19 protein-coding genes are annotated in these 20,016 nt (G+C 71.4%); 4 read left to right on the top strand and 15 right to left on the bottom strand.

All coding sequences use genetic code 11. From position 1 onward, the window contains the following. The first annotated feature begins 243 nt into the window (after positions 1-243). Positions 244-432, top strand: a complete 189-nt coding sequence (locus ABT245_RS37640) for a hypothetical protein (RefSeq protein ID WP_351743081.1) — start codon at positions 244-246, stop codon at positions 430-432. Positions 433-481: 49 nt separating this feature from the next. Here ABT245_RS37640 and ABT245_RS37635 read toward each other — a convergent pair whose 3' ends face one another. The 7 genes from ABT245_RS37635 to ABT245_RS37605 all read right to left on the bottom strand — a co-directional run bounded on the left by ABT245_RS37635 (position 482) and on the right by ABT245_RS37605 (position 8,839). After that, complete coding sequence (locus tag ABT245_RS37635; RefSeq protein WP_351743079.1) at positions 482-847, bottom strand: DUF805 domain-containing protein; 366 nt, start codon at positions 845-847, stop codon at positions 482-484. Positions 848-1,166: 319 nt separating this feature from the next. Further along, positions 1,167-2,159, bottom strand: coding sequence for a porphobilinogen synthase (gene hemB / locus ABT245_RS37630; RefSeq protein ID WP_351743077.1), 993 nt, complete (start codon positions 2,157-2,159; stop codon positions 1,167-1,169). Between the two features lie 743 nt (positions 2,160-2,902). Further along, a complete protein-coding gene (locus ABT245_RS37625; protein WP_351743075.1) occupies positions 2,903-4,609 on the bottom strand; it encodes a bifunctional uroporphyrinogen-III C-methyltransferase/uroporphyrinogen-III synthase in 1,707 nt (568 codons plus the stop codon). After that, positions 4,606-5,604, bottom strand: a complete 999-nt coding sequence (gene hemC, locus ABT245_RS37620) for a hydroxymethylbilane synthase (protein ID WP_351743072.1) — start codon at positions 5,602-5,604, stop codon at positions 4,606-4,608. The genes ABT245_RS37625 and hemC overlap by 4 nt, the downstream gene beginning before the upstream one ends. Continuing rightward, entirely contained in the window at positions 5,601-7,451 is a 1,851-nt protein-coding gene (locus ABT245_RS37615) for a glutamyl-tRNA reductase (protein WP_351743070.1), read from the bottom strand. The genes hemC and ABT245_RS37615 overlap by 4 nt, the downstream gene beginning before the upstream one ends. Beyond that, positions 7,448-8,209 carry a redox-sensing transcriptional repressor Rex gene (locus ABT245_RS37610; protein WP_351743067.1) on the bottom strand — a complete coding sequence of 254 codons (762 nt, stop codon included), beginning with the start codon at positions 8,207-8,209 and terminating at the stop codon, positions 7,448-7,450. The genes ABT245_RS37615 and ABT245_RS37610 overlap by 4 nt, the downstream gene beginning before the upstream one ends. Positions 8,210-8,557: 348 nt before the next feature. Next, positions 8,558-8,839 (bottom strand): glutaredoxin family protein, encoded by a 282-nt coding sequence (locus ABT245_RS37605; RefSeq protein WP_351743064.1) that lies wholly within the window; start codon positions 8,837-8,839, stop codon positions 8,558-8,560. Positions 8,840-8,969: 130 nt separating this feature from the next. Between ABT245_RS37605 and ABT245_RS37600 the strand changes: the two genes are divergently transcribed. The 3 genes from ABT245_RS37600 (at position 8,970) to ABT245_RS37590 (ending at position 12,526) form a co-directional block, all read left to right on the top strand. Next, positions 8,970-9,917 (top strand): HAD family hydrolase, encoded by a 948-nt coding sequence (locus ABT245_RS37600; protein WP_351743061.1) that lies wholly within the window; start codon positions 8,970-8,972, stop codon positions 9,915-9,917. 307 nt (positions 9,918-10,224) lie between these two features. After that, on the top strand, positions 10,225-11,058 hold the full coding sequence (locus tag ABT245_RS37595; protein ID WP_351743058.1) for an ECF subfamily RNA polymerase sigma factor, BldN family: 834 nt from the start codon (positions 10,225-10,227) through the stop codon (positions 11,056-11,058). Between the two features lie 247 nt (positions 11,059-11,305). Further along, positions 11,306-12,526, top strand: coding sequence for a DUF5667 domain-containing protein (locus ABT245_RS37590; RefSeq protein WP_351743056.1), 1,221 nt, complete (start codon positions 11,306-11,308; stop codon positions 12,524-12,526). A 131-nt stretch (positions 12,527-12,657) separates the two neighbouring features. Here ABT245_RS37590 and ABT245_RS37585 read toward each other — a convergent pair whose 3' ends face one another. The 8 genes from ABT245_RS37585 to ABT245_RS37550 all read right to left on the bottom strand — a co-directional run bounded on the left by ABT245_RS37585 (position 12,658) and on the right by ABT245_RS37550 (position 19,914). Continuing rightward, positions 12,658-13,722: a lysophospholipid acyltransferase family protein gene (locus tag ABT245_RS37585; RefSeq protein WP_351743054.1), complete on the bottom strand. Its 1,065-nt coding sequence runs from the start codon at positions 13,720-13,722 to the stop codon at positions 12,658-12,660. 14 nt (positions 13,723-13,736) lie between these two features. Beyond that, on the bottom strand, positions 13,737-14,798 hold the full coding sequence (locus tag ABT245_RS37580) for an NAD-dependent epimerase/dehydratase family protein (RefSeq protein WP_351743051.1): 1,062 nt from the start codon (positions 14,796-14,798) through the stop codon (positions 13,737-13,739). Positions 14,799-14,975: 177 nt separating this feature from the next. Then, on the bottom strand, positions 14,976-15,074 hold the full coding sequence (locus ABT245_RS37575) for a 30S ribosomal protein bS22 (protein WP_003948845.1): 99 nt from the start codon (positions 15,072-15,074) through the stop codon (positions 14,976-14,978). Positions 15,075-15,206: 132 nt separating this feature from the next. Continuing rightward, positions 15,207-15,416, bottom strand: coding sequence for a helix-turn-helix domain-containing protein (locus ABT245_RS37570; RefSeq protein WP_067299677.1), 210 nt, complete (start codon positions 15,414-15,416; stop codon positions 15,207-15,209). A 129-nt stretch (positions 15,417-15,545) separates the two neighbouring features. After that, a complete protein-coding gene (locus ABT245_RS37565) occupies positions 15,546-16,361 on the bottom strand; it encodes a phosphatase (RefSeq protein WP_351743048.1) in 816 nt (271 codons plus the stop codon). Positions 16,362-16,812: 451 nt separating this feature from the next. Then, entirely contained in the window at positions 16,813-17,985 is a 1,173-nt protein-coding gene (locus ABT245_RS37560) for an acetoin utilization protein AcuC (protein ID WP_351743045.1), read from the bottom strand. Then, entirely contained in the window at positions 17,936-19,180 is a 1,245-nt protein-coding gene (locus ABT245_RS37555) for an MFS transporter (RefSeq protein WP_351743042.1), read from the bottom strand. Before ABT245_RS37555 ends, ABT245_RS37560 begins: the two co-directional genes overlap by 50 nt. A gap of 89 nt (positions 19,181-19,269) precedes the next feature. Further along, on the bottom strand, positions 19,270-19,914 hold the full coding sequence (locus tag ABT245_RS37550; protein WP_351743039.1) for an HAD family hydrolase: 645 nt from the start codon (positions 19,912-19,914) through the stop codon (positions 19,270-19,272). Positions 19,915-20,016: the final 102 nt, after the last annotated feature.

The following is a 20,016-nucleotide window of genomic DNA, read 5'->3' as shown; positions in this document are numbered from 1 at the left end:
GCGGGTGAAGACCGGGTCAAGGATGTCAAGCAGGCGGTGTGCCTCAGGTGGGTGGGGGTGTCGGGTCCTGGGTCCGGTGGGTCTTCCCGTGTCCCGTCCCTCGGTCCGGGACGGGCCGGTCCGGGCAGCTCAGGGCGCGGACCCGTCCCACGGCGTCCCCACTTCGCCCCCGGCCATGGCGCCGCCACCACCGCACGCCGCACGCTGGGCCCGCGCCCTTCGCCCCCACCGCCGGGAGGACCCATGCCCGCACACGGCGCCCGCGCGGCGCTCGTCGCCCTGGCCGCCCTCGCCGCCGTGACCCTGAGCGGATGTCACGACGGAACGGGGCTCCGCGACGAGGGGCCGTCGGACCGTGCCCCCGCCACCGCGCGGCAGGCGCCGGCGGCCGGTCATCTCGCGGACGCGGACAGCCGGAAGGCCGCCCGGTGAGCGGACCGGACGGCCTTCGGACGGGTCGGGCGCGTGCGCGCCACGGGCGTCAGCTGTGCGCCGGGGCGTACCCGCCGCCCTTCGGGTCCGCGCCGTACTCGTTCTGACCGCGCGTGCCCTCGCTGACCGTGAAGACCAGCAGCACGATGAAGCCCACCACCGGGATGATCCCGATGAGCAGCCACCAGCCGCTGCGGCCCGTGTCGTGCAGACGGCGGACCGAGACACCGAGGCCGGGCAGCAGGACCGCCAAGGTGTAGATGAGGGACGGGATCTGGGTGCCCAGGATGACGTCCACGATGGCGAGCACGATGGCGATGATCACGTTGAACAGCGCGAACATCCAGTACTCCTGGCGGCGTGCCCGCCCCTCGAAGACCGCGTACTTCTTGAGCACCTCGATGTACCAGTTCATAACGTCCCCCCAGGGATTGACGTCCGGGGCCCACCGGAACGGATCAGGCCAGACGCAGAGGATATGGACGTTGGCAGGAACCTGTCGCGCCGGTCGCCGACCTGGGACGCCTCGCCCACGGACGACGAACACCCGTGGATCTACGCCGATTTCAGGACAGACTCACCCTTGATCACCCCGAATTCCCCGGCCGGCCCCCGGGCGTTTCGGCCACCGAGTTCGTTTCGTGGCCGAATCGCAGGCACACCGAGACCGCCCCGCCGCCGGTTCGGTACCGGACCGACCTCGAACCGTGTCCGACCGGCCACGGAGGGGATGGTCAGCGCAGCCGCCGGGCCGCCTCGACGGCCCAGTAGGTGAGGATGGTGCGCGCCCCGGCCCGCTTGATACCGGTCAGCGTCTCGATGATCGCCTGGTCCCGGTCGACCCAGCCCTTCTCCGCGGCGGCCTCGATCATCGAGTACTCGCCGGAGATCTGGTAGGCGGCGACGGGCACGTCCACGGCGTCGGCGACCCGGGCCAGGATGTCGAGGTAGGGCCCGGCCGGCTTCACCATCACCATGTCGGCCCCCTCCTCCAGGTCCAGCGCCAACTCCCTGAGCGATTCACGCCAGTTGGCGGGGTCCTGCTGGTACGTCTTGCGGTCGCCCCTGAGCGAGGAGGCGACGGCCTCACGGAAGGGCCCGTAGAAGGCGGACGAGTACTTGGCGGTGTAGGCGAGGACCGCCACGTCCTCCCGTCCGATCTGGTCCAGGGCGTCCCGGACGACCCCGATCTGCCCGTCCATCATCCCGCTGGGCCCGACCACATGGGCACCGGCGTCGGCCTGCACCTGGGCCATCTCGGCGTACCGCTCCAGGGTGGCGTCGTTGTCGACACGCCCCTGCGCGTCGAGCACACCGCAGTGCCCGTGGTCGGTGGTCTCGTCCAGGCACAGGTCGGACATGACGAGCAGGTCGTCGCCGACCTCGGCCCGCACCTCACGGATCGCGACCTGGAGGATCCCGTCCGGGTCGGTCCCCGGGGTTCCGACGGCGTCCTTCTTGGCCTCCTCGGGCACCCCGAACAGCATGATCCCGGAGATCCCCGCCTCGACCGCCTCCGCGGCGGCCTTCTTCAGGCTGTCCCGGGTGTGCTGGACGACACCCGGCATGGTGGCGATCGGCACGGGCTCGCTCACACCCTCCCGCACGAACGCGGGCAGGATGAAGTCCGCCGGGTGCAGCCGGGTCTCGGCGACCATGCGGCGCATGGTGGGGGTGGTGCGCAGCCGACGGGGACGCGTACCGGGGAAGGATCCGTACTTCGTCATGACGTCTACGCTACGCCCGCCCCGACACCCGTTTTACCGACGACCGGTCGGCCTGCGGGGCACCCCGGCACGGCGCCCCCGCCCCGCGGGCCGCTCGGATCCACGGCCGCCGGCAGGTCGGATCCGCACGCCCGACACCGGCCGCGCTACGACCCCCGGAAGGCCCGTTCACAGACACCGCGGGTCTGGAACGGACACGGGCGGCCTTGAGGCTTCCCGCCTGTGTCCCCGCAGGCGCCCGCCCGATATCCCGCCCTGGCGTCGCAGGACCGCGAGCGGGCACACCTCACGGGCGGAGCGGGTGAGCAACGGACACGGGCGGCCTTGAGGCTTCCCGCCTGTGTCCCCGCGGGCGGCTGGTCGTTGCCCGGCCAAGGCCCGTCGGCCCGGCCAGGGGCCCCCACCGGGCAGGCGGCCGTCGGTCATCGCCGGCGTCGGCGACCTCCCCGCGCGGGGTGGCGCCCACGGTGCCGGACAGCCTGAACCGGAGGTCGTGACCGTGCGTGCCGTACGGCGTTCGCGGCGCGTTCGGCCGCGATCAGCCGGGCCGGGTCCAACGGCAGCCCCCCGCCGGGCGGTTGCTTCGCCGTGAGCAGCCGGGCGAGCCGCGCGCCGCGCCGGGCTGTGGGCAAACGGCACGGAGGCGCCCCGGCCCCGGTCACCCCCGCTGCGCAGAAACGGTTCGCCGTATCGCGGCGGAATGACCCCGCCGCGGTACGGCGAACCGTGCCAGGGGCGAGCCGTCAGCCGGAGTTGCGCCGCCTGCGCGCCCCCGGCCGCCGCTCGCTGGGCCGTGTCACCGGGTCCCCGGCGTCCAGCGCGGCGACCCGCCGCCGCGCGCCGAAGTCCGCCAGCGCCTCCGCCAGCCGGTGCACGGACGGCTCCGGAGCCATCACGTCCACCCGCAGCCCGTGCTCCTCCGCGGTCTTCGCCGTGGCGGGACCGATGCACGCGATCACGGTCACGTTGTGCGGCTTGCCCGCGATGCCGACCAGGTTCCGCACGGTCGAGGACGACGTGAACAGCACGGCGTCGAAGCCACCGCCCTTGATCGCCTCCCGGGTCTCGGCCGGCGGCGGCGAGGCCCGCACGGTCCGGTAGGCGGTGACGTCGTCGACCTCCCAGCCCAGCTCGATCAGCCCGGCGACCAGGGTCTCGGTGGCGATGTCGGCCCGCGGCAGGAAGACACGGTCGATCGGGTCGAAGACCGGGTCGTACGGCGGCCAGTCCTCCAGGAGCCCCGCGGCCGACTGCTCCCCGCTCGGCATCAGGTCCGGCTTCACACCGAAGGCGATCAGCGCCTTCGCCGTCTGCTCCCCCACCGCGGCGACCTTGATCCCCGCGAAGGCCCGCGCGTCGAGCCCGTACTCCTCGAACTTCTCCCGCACCGCCTTCACGGCGTTGACGGAGGTGAAGGCGATCCACTCGTACCGCCCGGTCACCAGGCCCTTCACGGCCCGCTCCATCTGCTGCGGCGTCCGCGGCGGCTCGACGGCGATCGTCGGCACCTCGTGCGGCACCGCCCCGTAGGACCGCAGCTGGTCGGAGAGCGAGGCCGCCTGCTCCTTCGTACGCGGCACGAGGACCCGCCAGCCGAACAGCGGCTTGGACTCGAACCACGACAGCTGGTCGCGCTGGGCGGCGGCGGAACGCTCACCGACCACGGCTATCACCGGCCGCCCGCCCTCCGGGGACGGCAGCACCTTCGCCTGCTTCAGGGTCTGCGCGATGGTCCCGAGGGTGGCGGTCCAGGTGCGCTGCCGGGTCGTCGTGCCGGCGACGGTCACCGTCATCGGGGTGTCCGGCTTGCGGCCCGCGGCCACCAGCTCACCGGCCGCCGCGGCGACCGAGTCCAGCGAGGCCGACACGACGACCGTGCCGTCCGACGCGCCCACCTCGGTCCAGCACCGGTCGGAGGCGGTACGGGCGTCCACGAACCGGACGTCGGCGCCCTGCGCGTCCCGCAGCGGAACACCCGCGTACGCGGGCACGCCGACCGCGGCCGCGATGCCGGGGACCACCTCGAAGGGCACCCCGGCCGCGGCGCACGCCAGCATCTCCTCGGCGGCGTACGTGTCGAGCCCGGGGTCCCCGGACACCGCACGGACGACCCGCCTGCCGCCCCGCGCGGCCTCCATGACAAGATGTGCGGCATCCCGAGTCGGCGGGACCGCAGCGGTTGTTGACGCGGCGTCAACAACCGCTCGTTGAGACGTGCCCGGGCCCGGCTGCGTATCAGTGGAAGGATCCGCGTCGACGCGCAGGACGGAGACGCCCTGTCTGGCGTGGGCACGGACCACGTCCAGCACGTCGTGCTCGACGACGAGGACGTCCGCGTTCGCCAGCGCCTCCACGGCGCGCAGAGTCAGCAGTCCCGGATCCCCGGGTCCGGCACCCAGGAAGGTGACGTGACCGAGTTCAAGGCCGGCGGGAAGGGTGGTGGGGCTCACTGTGCTCGCTCCCCCATCAGACCGGCCGCGCCCTGGGCGAGCATCTCGGTGGCGAGTTCGCGACCGAGCGTCACTGCCTGGTCGTCCGTCTCGGGCACGGGACCGGTGGTGGACAACTGCACCATGCGGGCACCGTCGGTCGTGCCGACAATCCCCCGCAGGCGCATTTCCTTGACAATCTGCCCGTCGGCATGGGGGTCCCCCCGCTCCAGCGGAGCCGAGAGCGGGGGTAGGTCGGCCAGTGCGCCCACGGGGGCGCTACAGCCGGCTTCCAGGGCGGCGAGCAGTGAACGCTCGGCGGTGACGGCGGCCCGCGTGAACGGGTCGTCGAGTTCGCCGAGCAGGGCGATCAGATCCGCGTTGTCCGCGGCACACTCGATCGCCAGGGCCCCCTGGCCGGGGGCGGGCAAAACCATGTCGACCGACAGGAAGTCGGTCACCTCGTCGATACGGCCGAGGCGGCTCAGGCCGGCGGCGGCCAGTACCACGGCGTCCAGCTCGCCGCTGCGGACGTATCCGATGCGGGTGTCGACGTTGCCGCGTATCGGTATCGTCTCGATGCCCAGCCCGTGGCCGCGCGCGTACGCGTTCAGCTGGGCCATGCGGCGCGGCGAGCCGGTGCCGATACGCGCCCCGCGGGGCAGGTCGGTGAGCTTCAGCGCGTCCCGGGCGACGATCACATCACGCGGGTCCTCGCGTCCGGGCACGGCGGCCAGCGCCAGCTCCTCGGGTTGCGTGGTCGGCAGGTCCTTGAGCGAGTGCACGGCGAGGTCCACCTCGCCCCGGTGCAGTGCCTCGCGCAACGCGGCCACGAACACGCCCGTGCCGCCGATCTGCGCCAGATGCTCCCGGGAGGTGTCGCCGTACGTGGTGATCTCGACGAGTTCCACGGGCCGTCCGGTCACCCGGCTCACGGCGTCCGCCACCTGCCCGGACTGGGCCATGGCGAGCTTGCTCCGCCTGGTCCCGAGCCGCAGCGCCGCTGTCTTGCTCATGCTGGCCCTCGGTTCTTCTTGTCTGTGCTTTCCTCGGCCCGGGAGACGGAGGCCACCGTCTGGGGGTCGAGGTCGAACAGGGTCCGCAGCGCGTCCGCGTACCCGGCGCCGCCGGGCTCGGCCGCGAGCTGCTTGACCCGTACGGTCGGCGCGTGCAGCAGCTTGTCGACCACCCGGTGCACGGCCTGCCTGATCTCACCGCGCTGGCGTTCGTCCAGGTCGGGCAGCCGGCCGTGGAGCCGGGCGATCTCACCCGCGACGACATCGGCGGCCATGGTGCGCAGGGCGACCACGGTCGGCGTGATGTGCGCCGCGCGCTGCGCCGCCCCGAAGGCGGCGACCTCGTCGGAGACGATACGCCGGACCTGGTCGACGTCGGTGGCCATCGGGGCGTCCGCGGACGCCTCGGCCAGCGACTCGATGTCCACGAGCCGCACCCCGGCCAGCCGGTGCACGGCCGCGTCGATGTCGCGGGGCATGGCGAGGTCGAGGAGATAGAGGGCGGGTGCCGGACGCGGCGCCTCGGCGACCGGTTCGGGCCTGCGGCGCTCGGGGACGCGGCCGGCCACCGCGACGGTGGCGGCCAGCGCGGCGATCGCGTCGGCGTCGTCGGCCGGGTCGCTCTCGCTGCCCGGCCTGCGCTGTGTGCGGCCGGTGGCGTCGCCCTTGTCGACCCAGACCGCGTGCTGCTCCAGCTCGGCGGCGGCCATGCCGGCCACGGCCGCCTCGCCCAGCACGGAGAAGGCGGCGGTGCCCTGCACGGCCGACAGGTCGAGCGGGCAGTTCTCCTCACGATCGTCACCGGCCGGCCCCGCCGAACCGGACGGCGACGCCGCGATCGGCCCGTCCCAACCGGACGGGGCCGCCGCGTCGCGCGCGCCGGGGCCACGGTCCTGAGCGCCGTCGTACGGCCCGGCCTGCCCGACCGGGCCGGCTTCGGCGGTCCCGGTGGCCGCACCGGCCGAAGCGGTCGTACGGCTATCGGCATCGGAGGCGGTCACACCCGTACGGCCCGCGACGCCCGCGGCGATCGTCTCCGCCGTCAGGACGAGCCCGGTCGCGCCGGTACAGGAGACGGCGACATCGGCACATGTCAGCTCGGCCGGCACCGCGTCCATCGGTACCGCGCGGGCCACCACGTCCGTGTCACCGGCCGCCGCGAGGATCTGCGCGAGGCGCTCGGCGCGCTCCACGGTCCGGTTGGCCACGACGACCTCGGCGACACCGGCCCGCGCGAGCGTGGCCGCGGCCAGCGAGGACATCGAGCCGGCGCCGATGACCAGCGCCTTCTTGCCGCGCGCCCAGGACTGCACCTGCGTGCCCGCGGCCAGCTGCTCCAGGCCGAAGCTGACCAGGGACTGCCCGGCGCGGTCGATACCGGTCTCGGAGTGCGCGCGCTTGCCGACCCTGAGCGCCTGCTGGAACAGATCGTTCAGCAGACGGCCGACGGTGTGCAGCTCCTGCGCCCTGGCCAGGGAGTCCTTGATCTGGCCGAGGATCTGGCCCTCGCCGACGACCATCGAGTCCAGCCCGCAGGCCACCGAGAAGAGGTGGTGCACGGCCCGGTCCTCGTAGTGCACGTACAGATGGGGGGTCAGCTCGTCCAGGCCCACCCCGCTGTGCTGGGCGAGCAGCGTGGACAGCTCGGCGACACCGGCGTGGAACTTGTCCACGTCCGCGTACAGCTCGATGCGGTTGCAGGTGGCGAGCACCGCGGCCTCGGCGGCCGGTTCGGCGGCGACCGTGTCCTGCAACAGCTTGACCTGGGCGTCCCCGGTGAGCGCGGCCCGTTCCAGGACGCTCACCGGGGAGCTGCGGTGGCTCAGCCCGACGACGAGGAGACTCATGCCGGCATCACGGCGGGTACGTCCCCGTCGGGCCCCTGGTCGGTGGACTCCTTGCGGGTGGCGGCGACCGGCCCCGCGCCGTTGGGCGTGGCCTCCTCGCCGGCCTTGCGCTGCTCGTGGAAGGCGAGGATCTGCAGCTCGATGGAGAGGTCGACCTTGCGCACGTCGACGCCGTCCGGGACGGCCAGCACGGTCGGCGCGAAGTTCAGGATGGAGGTGACACCGGCGGCGACCAGGCGGTCGCAGACCTGCTGGGCGGCGCCCGCCGGGGTGGCGATCACGCCGATCGACACGCCGTTGTCCTCGATGATCTGCTCAAGATCGTCGGTGTGCTGCACGGGGATGCCCGCGACGGGCTTGCCCGCCATCGCCGGGTCCGCGTCGATAAGCGCGGCGACCCGGAAGCCACGCGAGGCGAAACCGCCGTAATTGGCCAGCGCGGCGCCCAGATTACCGATGCCGACGATCACAACCGGCCAGTCCTGGGTCAGGCCCAGTTCGCGGGAGATCTGGTAGACGAGATACTCGACGTCGTAGCCCACGCCCCGGGTCCCGTAGGAGCCCAGGTAGGAGAAGTCCTTGCGCAGCTTCGCGGAGTTGACCCCCGCGGCGGCGGCCAGCTCCTCGGAGGAGACCGTGGGTACGGAACGCTCGGACAGCGCCGTCAGGGCACGGAGGTACAGCGGAAGCCTGGCGACGGTGGCCTCGGGAATCCCTCGGCTACGGGTCGCCGGTCGGTGAGTTCGGCCAGTTGCCACGGTGCTCCTGCGGGTAGAGCGGGGCTGCGGGCGGTCATACGTCCCCGGACCGCCCCGTCCACAGCAGGCTATGTCTTTGTGAACGCGTGCACAAAGATGGTGTCCGATTTGTCCGGCCAACGTGACCGGGGTCACGCGCGCCGGGCGCGACCGTATGGAACCGGCGCACCTGCGGCGATGCTGCTCTCCCGATGGGGGCAAAACCGAACACTCTCCTCGATGAATCCCGCCCCCGAGACCAAACGTGCTCGATCCTAGGCGACTTTCCCGGCCACTCTCCCGACCGTTCTCCGGCTGATTCCCGACCGCTTTCCCGACTGCTTCCCGGCCACCTCCCGGGCAGTCGGACTAGCCGGTCAGTTCTTTTCGCAGCCGGTCCTCGTTCACCCGCCAGAAGGTGTGCTGTGCACCGTCGACGAGTACCACCGGGATCTGCTCCCAGTACTGCTCGTGCAGGCCTGCGTCCTCGGTGATGTCCTGCTGCTCCCATGGCACGCCGAGTTCGCCGCACACCCGCTCGACCACGGCTTGCGCGTCATCGCACAGATGACACCCGGGCTTGCGGATCAGGGTGACGCGCCGGTCCTCGGGGGCCGGCTTCCTGCGAAAGAGGGGACTCATAACGGCCATTCTCGCGCGCTCGTGGTCACTTCGGGACCAGCTGTCGCCTCGGTTCTTTAACGGCTCGGTCGAGGAGAGTTCACACCGTCCAAACCTCTCGACTCCGGAAGCACCGAACAAACTGGCTATGCTCACGTCCATGGCCGCTCTCGGATGGCTCACTCCCCGTAGGCGCTCCGCCACGGCGCGGAGCGTGTTGGCAGGCGAGGCCTCGGCGGAGGCAGCGCGCAAGTCCTCGCAGGACACCCAAGACGTGCACGACGTCCAGGACACCGCGGACGCCACCGCGCGGGAACCCGAGTTCCCGGTGCTCGGCGACGACAGGGCCGCGGCCTTCTTCGACCTGGACAACACCGTGATGCAGGGCGCCGCGCTGTTCCACTTCGGCCGGGGCCTGTACAAGCGGAAGTTCTTCGAGACCCGCGACCTCGCCAAGTTCGCCTGGCAGCAGGCGTGGTTCCGGCTGGCCGGCGTCGAGGACCCCGAGCACATGCAGGATGCCCGGGACTCCGCGCTGTCCATCGTCAAGGGCCACCGCGTCGCCGAGCTGCAGTCCATCGGCGAGGAGATCTACGACGAGTACATGGCCGAACGCATCTGGCCGGGCACCCGGGCGCTGGCCCAGGCCCACCTGGACGCGGGCCAGAAGGTGTGGCTGGTCACGGCCGCCCCGGTGGAGATCGCCACGGTCATCGCCCGCCGGCTCGGCCTGACCGGCGCGCTCGGCACGGTCGCCGAGTCCGTCGACGGGATCTACACCGGCAAGCTGGTCGGCGAGCCGCTGCACGGCCCGGCCAAGGCAGAGGCGGTCCGCGCGCTGGCCGCGGCGGAGGGCCTGGACCTCGCCCGGTGCGCCGCCTACAGCGACTCGCACAACGACATCCCGATGCTGTCGCTGGTCGGCCACCCCTACGCGATCAACCCGGACACCAAGCTGCGCAAGCACGCCCGCGAGAAGGACTGGCGGCTGCGCGACTACCGCACCGGTCGCAAGGCGGCGAAGGTCGGCATCCCCGCGGCGGCGGGCGTGGGCGCGGTGGCGGGCGGCACGGCCGCGGCGATCGCGCTGCACCGGCGCCGCCGGTAACGGCCGGCACGGCGCACCACCGGCGGAAACCGGGCCCCGGCGCCCGCATGATGCCTCACGCGCGCCAACACGCCCCCCACTCCGCCGAAACGCGCACTTTTCTGATCAACAAGCGGTCACTCTGCGACACTTGATGGTGTGTCAATCGGTTACGGAAGCGACGTAATCGATGATTTGAGCAACCAGGCGTAGCAGCACCTGTACGAAGCGTTATTCTCCTCAGACGCAAACCGGTACCCCTTCCGTCGCCACGACGGGTGAACGGTCCCGCACTGCACGTGATGGAAGCTCTGCCTCTGGGAGACCCGTGTACCCACACGTCGGGGTTGACGCCTCGGGCCTGGCTACGCTGCGCGCAACGGTCGCTACGGCCCAAGAACTGCTGCGCGGCATCGCCCCGGCCGCGCACGCCGTCCCTGCCTTCGCCACCGCCGCACCCGTAGGCCCGTGCTACGCACTCGCCGACGGCATCGAGCAGGCGCCCGCGCGCGGCGCGGTCGTCGAGGGGCGGCGCTCGGGCGACGGCCGGCCGGCCGGCAGACGGGGGCGCGCGTCCGGCGCGGCCACCGCCCGCCGGCCGGCCGCGGACAGCGACAGCGCCCGGATGATGGACCTTGTCGAGCGCGCACAGGCCGGCGAGGCCGAGGCGTTCGGCCGCCTCTACGACCAGTACAGCGACACCGTGTACCGCTACATCTACTACCGGGTGGGCGGCAAGGCGACCGCCGAGGACCTCACCAGCGAGACCTTTCTGCGGGCCCTTCGCCGCATCGGCACCTTCACCTGGCAGGGCCGCGACTTCGGCGCCTGGCTGGTCACCATCGCCCGCAACCTGGTCGCCGACCACTTCAAGTCCAGCCGCTTCCGGCTGGAGGTCACCACCGGCGAGATGCTCGACGCCAACGAGGTGGAACGATCCCCCGAGGACTCCGTCCTGGAGTCCCTGTCCAACGCGGCCCTGCTCGACGCCGTACGACGACTCAACCCCCAGCAACAGGAGTGCGTGACGCTTCGCTTCCTTCAGGGCCTCTCGGTCGCGGAGACCGCCCGTGTGATGGGCAAGAACGAGGGCGCCATCAAGACACTCCAGTACCGGGCCGTGCGCACCCTCGCCCGGCTCCTGCCGGACGACGCACGCTGACGCCCGGCCGGACATCGCCACCGTGTGCGATGTCCAACTCACCCCCAGTGACAGCCCGTTGCCTTTCCCACCCGATCAACCGTCGTCCGTAACCCAAGTGCCGCGCCAGTCGTTGTGCGGGATACAGGCTCCCTGTGGTCACGTCATGGCCGACCCTGATCACCTGATCGTGTGGAAGTGGTCATGGGCGTGCAACCCTCAGGACCCCCTGGGGAGTCGACCGTGATGACGAGAGGAGGTGCCGCCAGTGATCGCGAACGTATCGGCGCACCGGCGGGCGAACGCCTTCGCCCAGGCCCTGGAGGAGCAGTCCGCCCGGGACACGGCGGCCGAGCAGTCCGGAGGACCGGCCCCGGCCGGCGAACGGACGGAGCAGGGCGAGTTGTTGGCCCTCGCCACGGGACTCGGCGCACTGCCCAAGCCGCACCTCGACCCGGAGGTCAAGGTCGTCCAGCGGGCCCAGCTCGTGGCCGCGATGGAGGCCATGCTGCAGGGGGGCGGCGCGACCGGAGCGACCGACCCCACGGTGCCCGCACAGAGGTCCCATCGGGCCACGGGGGCGCACCGGGCCGGCCCGCTGGGGAAGCTGCGACCGCGTACCCGGCTGACCAAGGGCCTGGCCGCGGGCGGACTCAGCGTCGGCGTGGCCGCCGGGGCCTTCGGGGGCGTCGCCGCCGCGAGTTCCGACGCCCTGCCCGGCGATTCGCTGTACGGCCTCAAGCGGGGCATCGAGGAGTTCAAGCTCAACTACCTGGCCGACGGGGACGACGAACGCGGCCAGACCTACCTCGACCAGGCCTCGACCCGGCTGAGCGAGGCCCGGCGGCTGCTGGAGCGCGGCCGCGGCGGCCACCTCGACCACGAGTCGATCGGCGAGATCCGCCGCACCCTGTCGGGCATGCGGCAAGACGTCACCGAGGGCCACCGCCTGCTGCACGAGGCATACGAGCGCGACCCCGAATCGCTCGGTCCCATCCAGGCCCTGTCCACCTTCTCGCGCTCCCACCGCGACGTGTGGGGCGACGTGCGCGACAGGCTCCCGGTCCAGCTCGGCGATGTCAGCGACCAGGTCTCATCGGTCTTCGACGCCATAGACGAAGAGGTCGCCCCGCTCCAGGCCCTGCTCCCGGAGAACCCCGCCAAGATCGGCGAGGATACGCAGCAGAGCCCCGGCTCCTCGCCCGACAGCTCCTCCGGCACCCGCCACTCGACCACACCCAGCGCCGGTCACGGCTCCGCCGCCGACAGCGGTGACTCCAGCAGCAGCCCGAGCGACTCGGCGACCGGCAGCACGCAGGAGGGCCTGATCGGGGGCGGCACGGGCGGACTGCTCGACCCGCCGAAGAGCAGCGGCAGCGCCTCCCCGTCCACCAGCAGAACCCCCAGCAGCGAGCCGGATGTCACCCTCCCGCCCCTGCTGCCGGGTCTGCTGCCCGGCCTGGGCATCGACAGCGAGGATGTGAACTAAACCGGCGCACCACGGCCCGCCCAGCAGGACGCTCGACGCGACGGTGGGCCCCTCACGGGAGGGGCCCACCGTCATGAGGCACAGTCAGGGACAGCCGGGGACAGCCAGGCCCGATCGGGGACAGAAAGACCTCAGAAGAACACCGAACGGCGCTGCACCAGCAGCTTGTACAGCGTGTGCTGGATCTGCTCGCGGACCTGGTCGGTCAGGTTGAACATCAGCATCGGGTCGTCCGCGGCCTCCGGCGGATAGCCGTCCGTCGGGATCGGCTCACCGAACTGGATCGTCCACTTCGTCGGCAACGGGACCGCGCCCAGCGGCCCCAGCCATGGGAAGGTCGGCGTCAGCGGGAAGTACGGGAAGCCCAGCAGCCGCGCCACGGTCCTGGCATTGCCGATCATCGGGTAGATCTCCTCCGCCCCGACGATCGAGCAGGGGACGATCGGCGTGCCCTTGCGCAGCGCCGTGGAGACGAAGCCGCCACGCCCGAACCGCTGGAGCTTGTAGCGCTCGCTGAAGGGCTTGCCGATGCCCTTGAAGCCCTCCGGCATCACCCCGACCAGCTCCCCCGCCTCCAGCAGCCGCTCGGCGTCCTCCGTGCAGGCCAGGGTGTGACCCAGCTTGCGGGCGAGTTCGTTGACCACCGGCAGCACAAAGACCAGGTCGGCCGCGAGCAGCCGCAGATGCCGGCCCGCCGGATGGTGGTCGTGCACGGCGACCTGCATCATCAGCCCGTCCAGCGGCAGCGTCCCGGAGTGGTTGGCGACGATCAGGGCGCCGCCCTCGGCCGGGACGTTCTCGATGCCCTTCACATCGACCCGGAAGTACTTCTCGTACACCGGGCGCAGCAGGGACATCAGGACCTGGTCGGTCAGCTCCTCGTCGTAGCCGAAGTCATCGACCTCGTAGTCCCCGGTCAGCCGCCGGCGCAGAAAGGCCAGGCCGCGCGCCACCCGCTGCTCCAGACCGCGGTCCCACGGCTGCGGCGGCTGCTCCTTCGCGGTGACGGGAACATCGTCCGCGGTGACGGGAACGTCGTCCTGCGCCGGGCCCCGTCCCGGGAGGGGCTGGACCTCGCGCACCACCGCGCTCTCGCCCGGGCGCCGGCTGCCCGCGCTCCGGCGCCGCGCGGACCGGGCCACGGCGGATCCGCGGGACCGGTCGTCGTCGAACGGAATGACCTTGGCGTCCGCCATCGTTGCTGCGCTCCTCAATCGGCGCTCTGCGTCTGGGGGTGGCCGCCGCCCCGCGGGGACAGTGCGGCGATCCGGTCCACGGCCCCGGCCAGGGCCTCCGGCGGCAGCAGCCCGGGACCGTGGCTGCGCGCGAAGTCCGCGAAGGTCTCCGCCGTCGTGTATTTCGGCTGGAAACCGAGGGTCTCGCGCATCTGGTCCGTCGACACGACCCGGCCGTGGGTGAGCAACCGGATCTGCTCGGGTGAAAAGTCCGTCATGCCCAGGGTACGCACCAATGAGCCGGTCCAGGTGACCGCGGGCAGCAGCAGCGGCACCGTGGGCCGCCCGAGGCGTCTGGAGCACTGCGAGAGCAGCAGGACACCGTCGCCGGCGATGTTGAAGGTACCGCTGTTGAGCGTTCCCCGGGCCGGCTCGTGCGCGGCGATCCGCAGCACATCGATCACATCGTCCTCGTGCACAAACTGCAGCCGCGGGTCGTAGCCGAACACGGTCGGCAGGACGGGCAGCGAGAAGTACGCGGCCAGGGGCGTGTCGGCGGTGGGCCCCAGGATGTTGGCGAACCGCAGGACGCACACGGCCACGTCGGGCCGCCGCCGCGCGAAGCCGCGCACATACCCCTCGACCTCCACCGTGTCCTTGGCGAAGCCCCCGCTGGGCAGCGACTTGGGCGAAGTGGTCTCGGTGAACACGGCGGGATCGCGGGACGCCGACCCGTACACATTGGTGCTGGACTTGACGACCAGGCGCCGCACGGTCGGCGACTTCTGACAGGCCCCGAGCAGCTGCATGGTGCCGATGACGTTGGTCTCCTTGACCGTGGCCCGGCTGCCGCTGCCCAGCGCCATGCCCGTCACATCCAGGTGCACGACCGTGTCGGCGGCGGTCTCGGCGAGTACGCGGGCGATGGTGGGCTGCCGGATGTCGGCCTGGATGAAGTCGGCCCCGCCGAGATGGTGCTCGGGCGGCACCGCGTCCACGGCGACGACCCGGTCCACCTGGGGGTCACGCTGGATCCGCCGGACGAAACGGCCGCCCAGCTGCCGGGCCACGCCGGTCACGAGCACGACCTTCCCCAAGATCAGCGCCTTTCTTCCGTATCCCCGTGTTCGAGTCAACTTAGCGGGTCGACGTTGCGCTGTGATGACCACCCGATGCCGGCGGCGGCGGAAATTCCCCAGTCGGAATATGTCTGTGGCCCCCCACCGCTCCCGGTGGGGGGCCACAGACATAGCTCTCGCGGCTTGCGTCGAACCTTACTTCTTGTTACGACGCTGAACGCGCGTGCGCTTGAGCAGCTTGCGGTGCTTCTTCTTGGCCATCCGCTTGCGCCGCTTCTTGATAACAGAGCCCACGACTACCCTCGCTCACTTCTCATCACTCGGTGCTGGGCGCCATGGGCCCATACGACCTACGAGGGGCTAGCCTACCCGCCCGAGAGCTGAGGTCGTAATCGAGGTGCTCCGGGCGGTCACCCGGAGCCGCCGTCAAGCCGTTTCGACCCCCACATAGCTCTCGCGGAGGTACTCGTGGACCGCTTGCTCCGGGACACGGAACGACCGTCCCACCCGGATCGCGGGCAGATGACCGCTGTGCACCAACCGGTACACGGTCATCTTCGACACGCGCATCACCGCGGCGACCTCCGCCACGGTAAGGAATACGACCTCGTTCAGAGGCCTCTCGCCAGCAGCCATGACACACCTGAACCTTCCGCACTCGACGGCCACCGGCTTCCCCTTCCGGTGACTCTTCGTCGCTGCGTGCTCACTCCCCAGACTAGATGCGGGTGATGCGAGTGGGGAAGAGGTGCACCCATCGGCGGCCTACTGTGACAGACACGCTCGATTGAGTACGTAGCGGGTAAGCGGGCGGTAGTAAGCGGACCGCACAGCGTCATCAAGTGGAACGACGACGGACACCCGCCCCTCGGCCTCACCCACGAACGGCGCGGGGTCGTCGGTGTCCGCGAGACCCATCGCCTCGAACCCCAGTTGACCTGCCCCGCAGACCCAGCCGTGGTCTCCGATCACCAGCTCGGGCAGCGGCCCGCCGGCCTCCGCCGCGGCGGCCAGCACGGTACGAACCGGCAGCGGGGAGTGAGTGTGCGCGCCGGGCTCACCACCGGGGCGTTCGGCGTCGGCCCGCCGGACCAGCGCGACTCCCCGTACGTAATCAAGGTTGTGGGTACGTAGTCCGAACCGGGTCGTTATGTCGACACGGAGACCCTGCGCGGGGGTGAGGACGTCACATCCCGCCGCCGACAGGGCGTCCGCCAAGGCTGCGTAGAACTCGAGCAGACGGTGCGGGTGCCCGGTGCCGAACAGCACCGGGGCGCCGCGCAGGGCCGCGACCGCGATGCGCTCCGCGAAGGCGTCCAGCGCGGCCAGGGTCAGCTCCGGGTCAATCACATCATGGCCGGACGTGTGCCGGGGATCAGCCGAGACCCCGCATCTGCTCGCCATCAGCTCGATCAAGTCCCGCTGTTCCCAGGCCATTTCGGGATCGATGCCGATCAGTACGCGGGGATCACGAGCGGCGAAGAGCCGATAACTACGCAGGCTCTTCTCCCGCGAGGTGGCCACCGGTCCGGCGATACGGGCGGCCAGCAGATGCGCACGAAGCGCTCCGATGCTCAACACGCACCCGATCCTGACGCCCCAAGCCCCCCACCGCCCCCAAAACCCCCCAACAACCCCACACTTGGCCCAACGCCCCCCGGCAGCACCCCAAAGGCCAGCGCCCGAAGGGGCGCGGGACCGTATCGACATGCGGCTCCCCCGCGCGGGCGCGACCAGCCACAACGGCGCCGCAGCCGAACGACGACGCATCACGGCCAGACCCGGCCGGCAGGCCAGCGCCCGAAGGGGCGCGGGACCGTATCGGCATGCGGCTCCCCCGCGCGGGCGCGACCAGCCACAACGAAGCCGCAGCCGAACGACGACGCATCACGGCCAGACCCGGCCGGCAGGCCAGCGCCCGAAGGGGCGCGGGACCGTATCGACATGCGGCTCCCCCGCGCGGGCGCGACCAGCCACAACGAAGCCGCAGCCGAACGACGACGCATCACGGCCCTGCCAGCGCAGCGTGCTGTTACGCCAACAGCCCCCGCAGCGGGAACACCGCTCGGCGGGTCGCCCGTACGGCCTGGTCCAGTCGGTCGGCCGGGTCGTACCCGGACTCCCAGTCGGCCCACGACACGGGCCAGCGCCCATCGGTCATCCGCATCGGCCCCAACTGCCGCGTACGGGCGTAGACATCCTGCCGCCACCCCTCGGGGATCACGGTCTCCGGCGCCACCGGACGCCCCGCCGCGATTCCCACCAGATGCGTCCACGAGCGCGGCACGACGCCCACCACCTCGTACCCGCCCCCGCCGAGCGCCACCCACCGCCCGCCCGCGTGCTCGTGCGCCAGGTCGTGGCACGCCATCTGCACGGCCCGCTGCGCGTCCAGCGAGACCGCCAGATGGGCCAGCGGATCCTCGAAGTGCGTATCGGCCCCGTGCTGCGTCACCAGCACCTCGGGCCGGAAGCCGGCCACCAGCTCCGGCACCACGGCGTGGAACGCCCGCAGCCACCCCTCGTCCCCGGTACCGGCCGGCAGCGCCAGGTTCACCGCGGACCCCGCCGCCGACTCCGCCCCGGTCTCCTCCGGCCACCCGCTCTGCGGGAACAGCGTCCGCGGGTGTTCGTGCAGCGAGATCGTCAGCACCCGCGGATCCTCCCAGAACGCCGCCTGCACCCCGTCCCCGTGGTGCACGTCCACGTCCACGTACGCGATCCGCTCGGCCCCCAGCTCCAGCAGCCGCGCGATCGCCAGCGCCGCGTCGTTGTAGATGCAGAACCCGGACGCGGCCCCGGGCATCGCGTGGTGCAGCCCGCCCGCGAAGTTCACCGCGTGCGCCGCGTCCCCGTGCCACACCGCTTCCGCGGCGGCCACCGACTGCCCCGCGATCAGCGCGGACACCTCGTGCATCCCGGCGAACGCGGGATCGTCCACCGTCCCCAGTCCGTACGAGCCGTCCGCCGACCTGGGATCCGCCGAGGCCGCCTTCACCGCTTCGATGTAGTCCTCCCGGTGGACCAGCCGCAGCGTGGACTCCCCCGCCGGTTTCGCCGCGACGATCTGCACCGCCCGGTCGAGCCCGAAGGCACCCACCAGTCTCCGGGTCAGCTCCAGCCGGACCGGGTCCATCGGATGGTCCGGGCCGAAGTCATATCCCGTTACTGCTTCGTCCCACATCAGCTGTGCGTGGCCGCTCATGCCGGCCACCGTATCGGTCCGGCCGAGCCTCGAACGACCTGGCGTACACCGACGTCACCAGCACCAACACCATCGGCACCAGCATCGCCCAGCGGTAGCCCCAGGTGTCGCCGAGCACCCCCACCAACGGCGAACCGATCAGAAAACCCACGTAGTTGAAGATGTTGAGCCGGGCGATCGCCGCGTCCGAAGCCCCCGGGAAGAGCCGCCCCGCCGCCGCGAACGTCTGCGGCACCAGCACGCACAGCCCCAGCCCCAGCAGGGTGAACCCGAGCATCCCGACCCATGCGCCGGGCGCCGCCGCCACCACCGCGAACCCGGCCGCCGCCACCAGCGACCCCAGCCGTACGACCGCCGCCGCCCCGAACCGCCGCACCCCGAAGTCCCCCACGGCCCGGCCCACGAGTGTCGTCACCATGTACACGTTGTACGGAACCGTCGCCAGCTGCTCCGAACTCCCCAGCACGTCCTTCAGATACTTCGCACTCCAGTTGGACACGGTGGAGTCCCCGATGTACGCGAAGGTCATCACCAGACACAGCGGAAGCAGCACACGGAAGACGACACTCCCGCCACCCGCTTCGCCCTTCCCCTTCTGCGGGCCGGCCCCGTCGGCCGCGTTCGCCGTGGGCGCCGGGTCGCCGTCCAGGTACCACCGGCTGCCCACCAGGACCGCCGGCAGCAGCACGGCCACCACCGGCAGGTACGACACCCACAGCGCCAGCTTCCAGTGCGCCCCCGCCCAGGCCAGCGAGGCACCGACGATCCCGCCCAGGCTGAACACGGCATGGAAGCTGAGCATGATGCTGCGCCCGTACGCCCGTTGCAGGCTCACCCCGAGCATGTTCATGGAGGCGTCCAGCGCGCCGACGGCCAGCCCGAACGTCACCAGCGCCACCGCGAGCACGGCCGGCTCACCGCCGGCGCCGACGGCGAGCAGCGCCAGCAGCACCACGGGCTGGGACCAGCGCAGCACTCGGCTGGGTGGTATCCGCTTCACCAAATGCTCGGTGGTCACGCTGCCGACTCCGGCGAGGACCGGTACGGCGGCCAGGAAGGCGGGCAGCAGCGCGTCGGAGACGCCGTACCGGTCCTGGATGGCCGGAATGCGCGTGACGAGGAGGGCGAACGCGGCGCCCTGGGCGAAGAATCCGAACGCCAACGAGGCCCTGCCGCGCCGCAGCACATCTGTCATGGCCGCGAGCGTAGGGCCCCGGGATACCCGTGGGTAGATCCAGCCAAAGGTGAATTTCCCTCACCTTCATGCTGGGCGGAGGCCCTGGGTCATATCAGCAGGTCGGTCAACTCCTGCATGTCGGAGAAGAGTTGTCCGGCTCCGGTCAGCTTCTCCGGTGGGGTCATGGCGGTGAACCCATACACGTCCATCCCGGCCGCGACGGCCGCCTGCACGCCCAGCGGGCTGTCCTCCACGACGACACACCGCTGCGGAGCGATCCCCATCTGCTCGGCCGCGTACAGGAACAGGTCCGGCGCCGGCTTGCCGCGCCCCACGTCCTGCGAGCTGAAGATCCTGGAGTCCTCGAACCACCGGTCGAGCCCGGTCGTGCGATGCCCCACCCGGATCCGCTCATGACTCCCGGAAGACGCCACGCAGTACGGCACCCCGTCCGCGGCCAGCTTCTCCAGCACGCCGACGACCCCGCTCACCGGCTTCAGCTCCCGCTCGAACGCGGCGAACACGCGCGTGTGGAAGATGTCGTCGAAGTCCGCGGGCAACCGCTGTCCGGTCCGCTCCGCCACCAGATCGTGTACGCGGTGCATGGCGGCCCCCATGTAGTCCCGCAGGGAGTCCTCGTAGGAGGTCGGATGACCCAGTTCGGTGAGATAGGCGGCCAACAGCTGGTTGGAGATGGGCTCGCTGTCCACGAGCACACCGTCGTTGTCAAAGATGACCAGGTCATAGCGCATACCTCGACCTTAAACGCAGAAAACCCCGCATTCAAAAGAATGCGGGGTTTTCCCACGATTAGTTCGGCGGTGTCCTACTCTCCCACAGGGTCCCCCCTGCAG

Source organism: Streptomyces sp. NPDC001508 (assembly GCF_040298665.1).
Taxonomy (GTDB): domain Bacteria; phylum Actinomycetota; class Actinomycetes; order Streptomycetales; family Streptomycetaceae; genus Streptomyces.
The sequence above is the reverse complement of the archived record's forward strand: the minus strand, read 5'-3'. Positions and strand labels throughout refer to the sequence as shown.

What these genes read in the sequence shown, in the direction of transcription:
- ABT245_RS37640 (WP_351743081.1), top strand. Translation starts at nt 244, where the DNA reads ATGCCCGCACACGGCGCCCGCGCGGCGCTCGTCGCCCTGGCCGCCCTC.
- ABT245_RS37635 (WP_351743079.1), bottom strand. Translation starts at nt 847, where the DNA reads ATGAACTGGTACATCGAGGTGCTCAAGAAGTACGCGGTCTTCGAGGGG.
- hemB (WP_351743077.1), bottom strand. Translation starts at nt 2,159, where the DNA reads ATGACGAAGTACGGATCCTTCCCCGGTACGCGTCCCCGTCGGCTGCGC.
- hemC (WP_351743072.1), bottom strand. Translation starts at nt 5,604, where the DNA reads ATGAGCAAGACAGCGGCGCTGCGGCTCGGGACCAGGCGGAGCAAGCTC.
- ABT245_RS37615 (WP_351743070.1), bottom strand. Translation starts at nt 7,451, where the DNA reads ATGAGTCTCCTCGTCGTCGGGCTGAGCCACCGCAGCTCCCCGGTGAGC.
- ABT245_RS37605 (WP_351743064.1), bottom strand. Translation starts at nt 8,839, where the DNA reads ATGGCCGTTATGAGTCCCCTCTTTCGCAGGAAGCCGGCCCCCGAGGAC.
- ABT245_RS37600 (WP_351743061.1), top strand. Translation starts at nt 8,970, where the DNA reads ATGGCCGCTCTCGGATGGCTCACTCCCCGTAGGCGCTCCGCCACGGCG.
- ABT245_RS37585 (WP_351743054.1), bottom strand. Translation starts at nt 13,722, where the DNA reads ATGGCGGACGCCAAGGTCATTCCGTTCGACGACGACCGGTCCCGCGGA.
- ABT245_RS37570 (WP_067299677.1), bottom strand. Translation starts at nt 15,416, where the DNA reads ATGGCTGCTGGCGAGAGGCCTCTGAACGAGGTCGTATTCCTTACCGTG.
- ABT245_RS37560 (WP_351743045.1), bottom strand. Translation starts at nt 17,985, where the DNA reads ATGAGCGGCCACGCACAGCTGATGTGGGACGAAGCAGTAACGGGATAT.
- ABT245_RS37555 (WP_351743042.1), bottom strand. Translation starts at nt 19,180, where the DNA reads ATGACAGATGTGCTGCGGCGCGGCAGGGCCTCGTTGGCGTTCGGATTC.
- ABT245_RS37550 (WP_351743039.1), bottom strand. Translation starts at nt 19,914, where the DNA reads ATGCGCTATGACCTGGTCATCTTTGACAACGACGGTGTGCTCGTGGAC.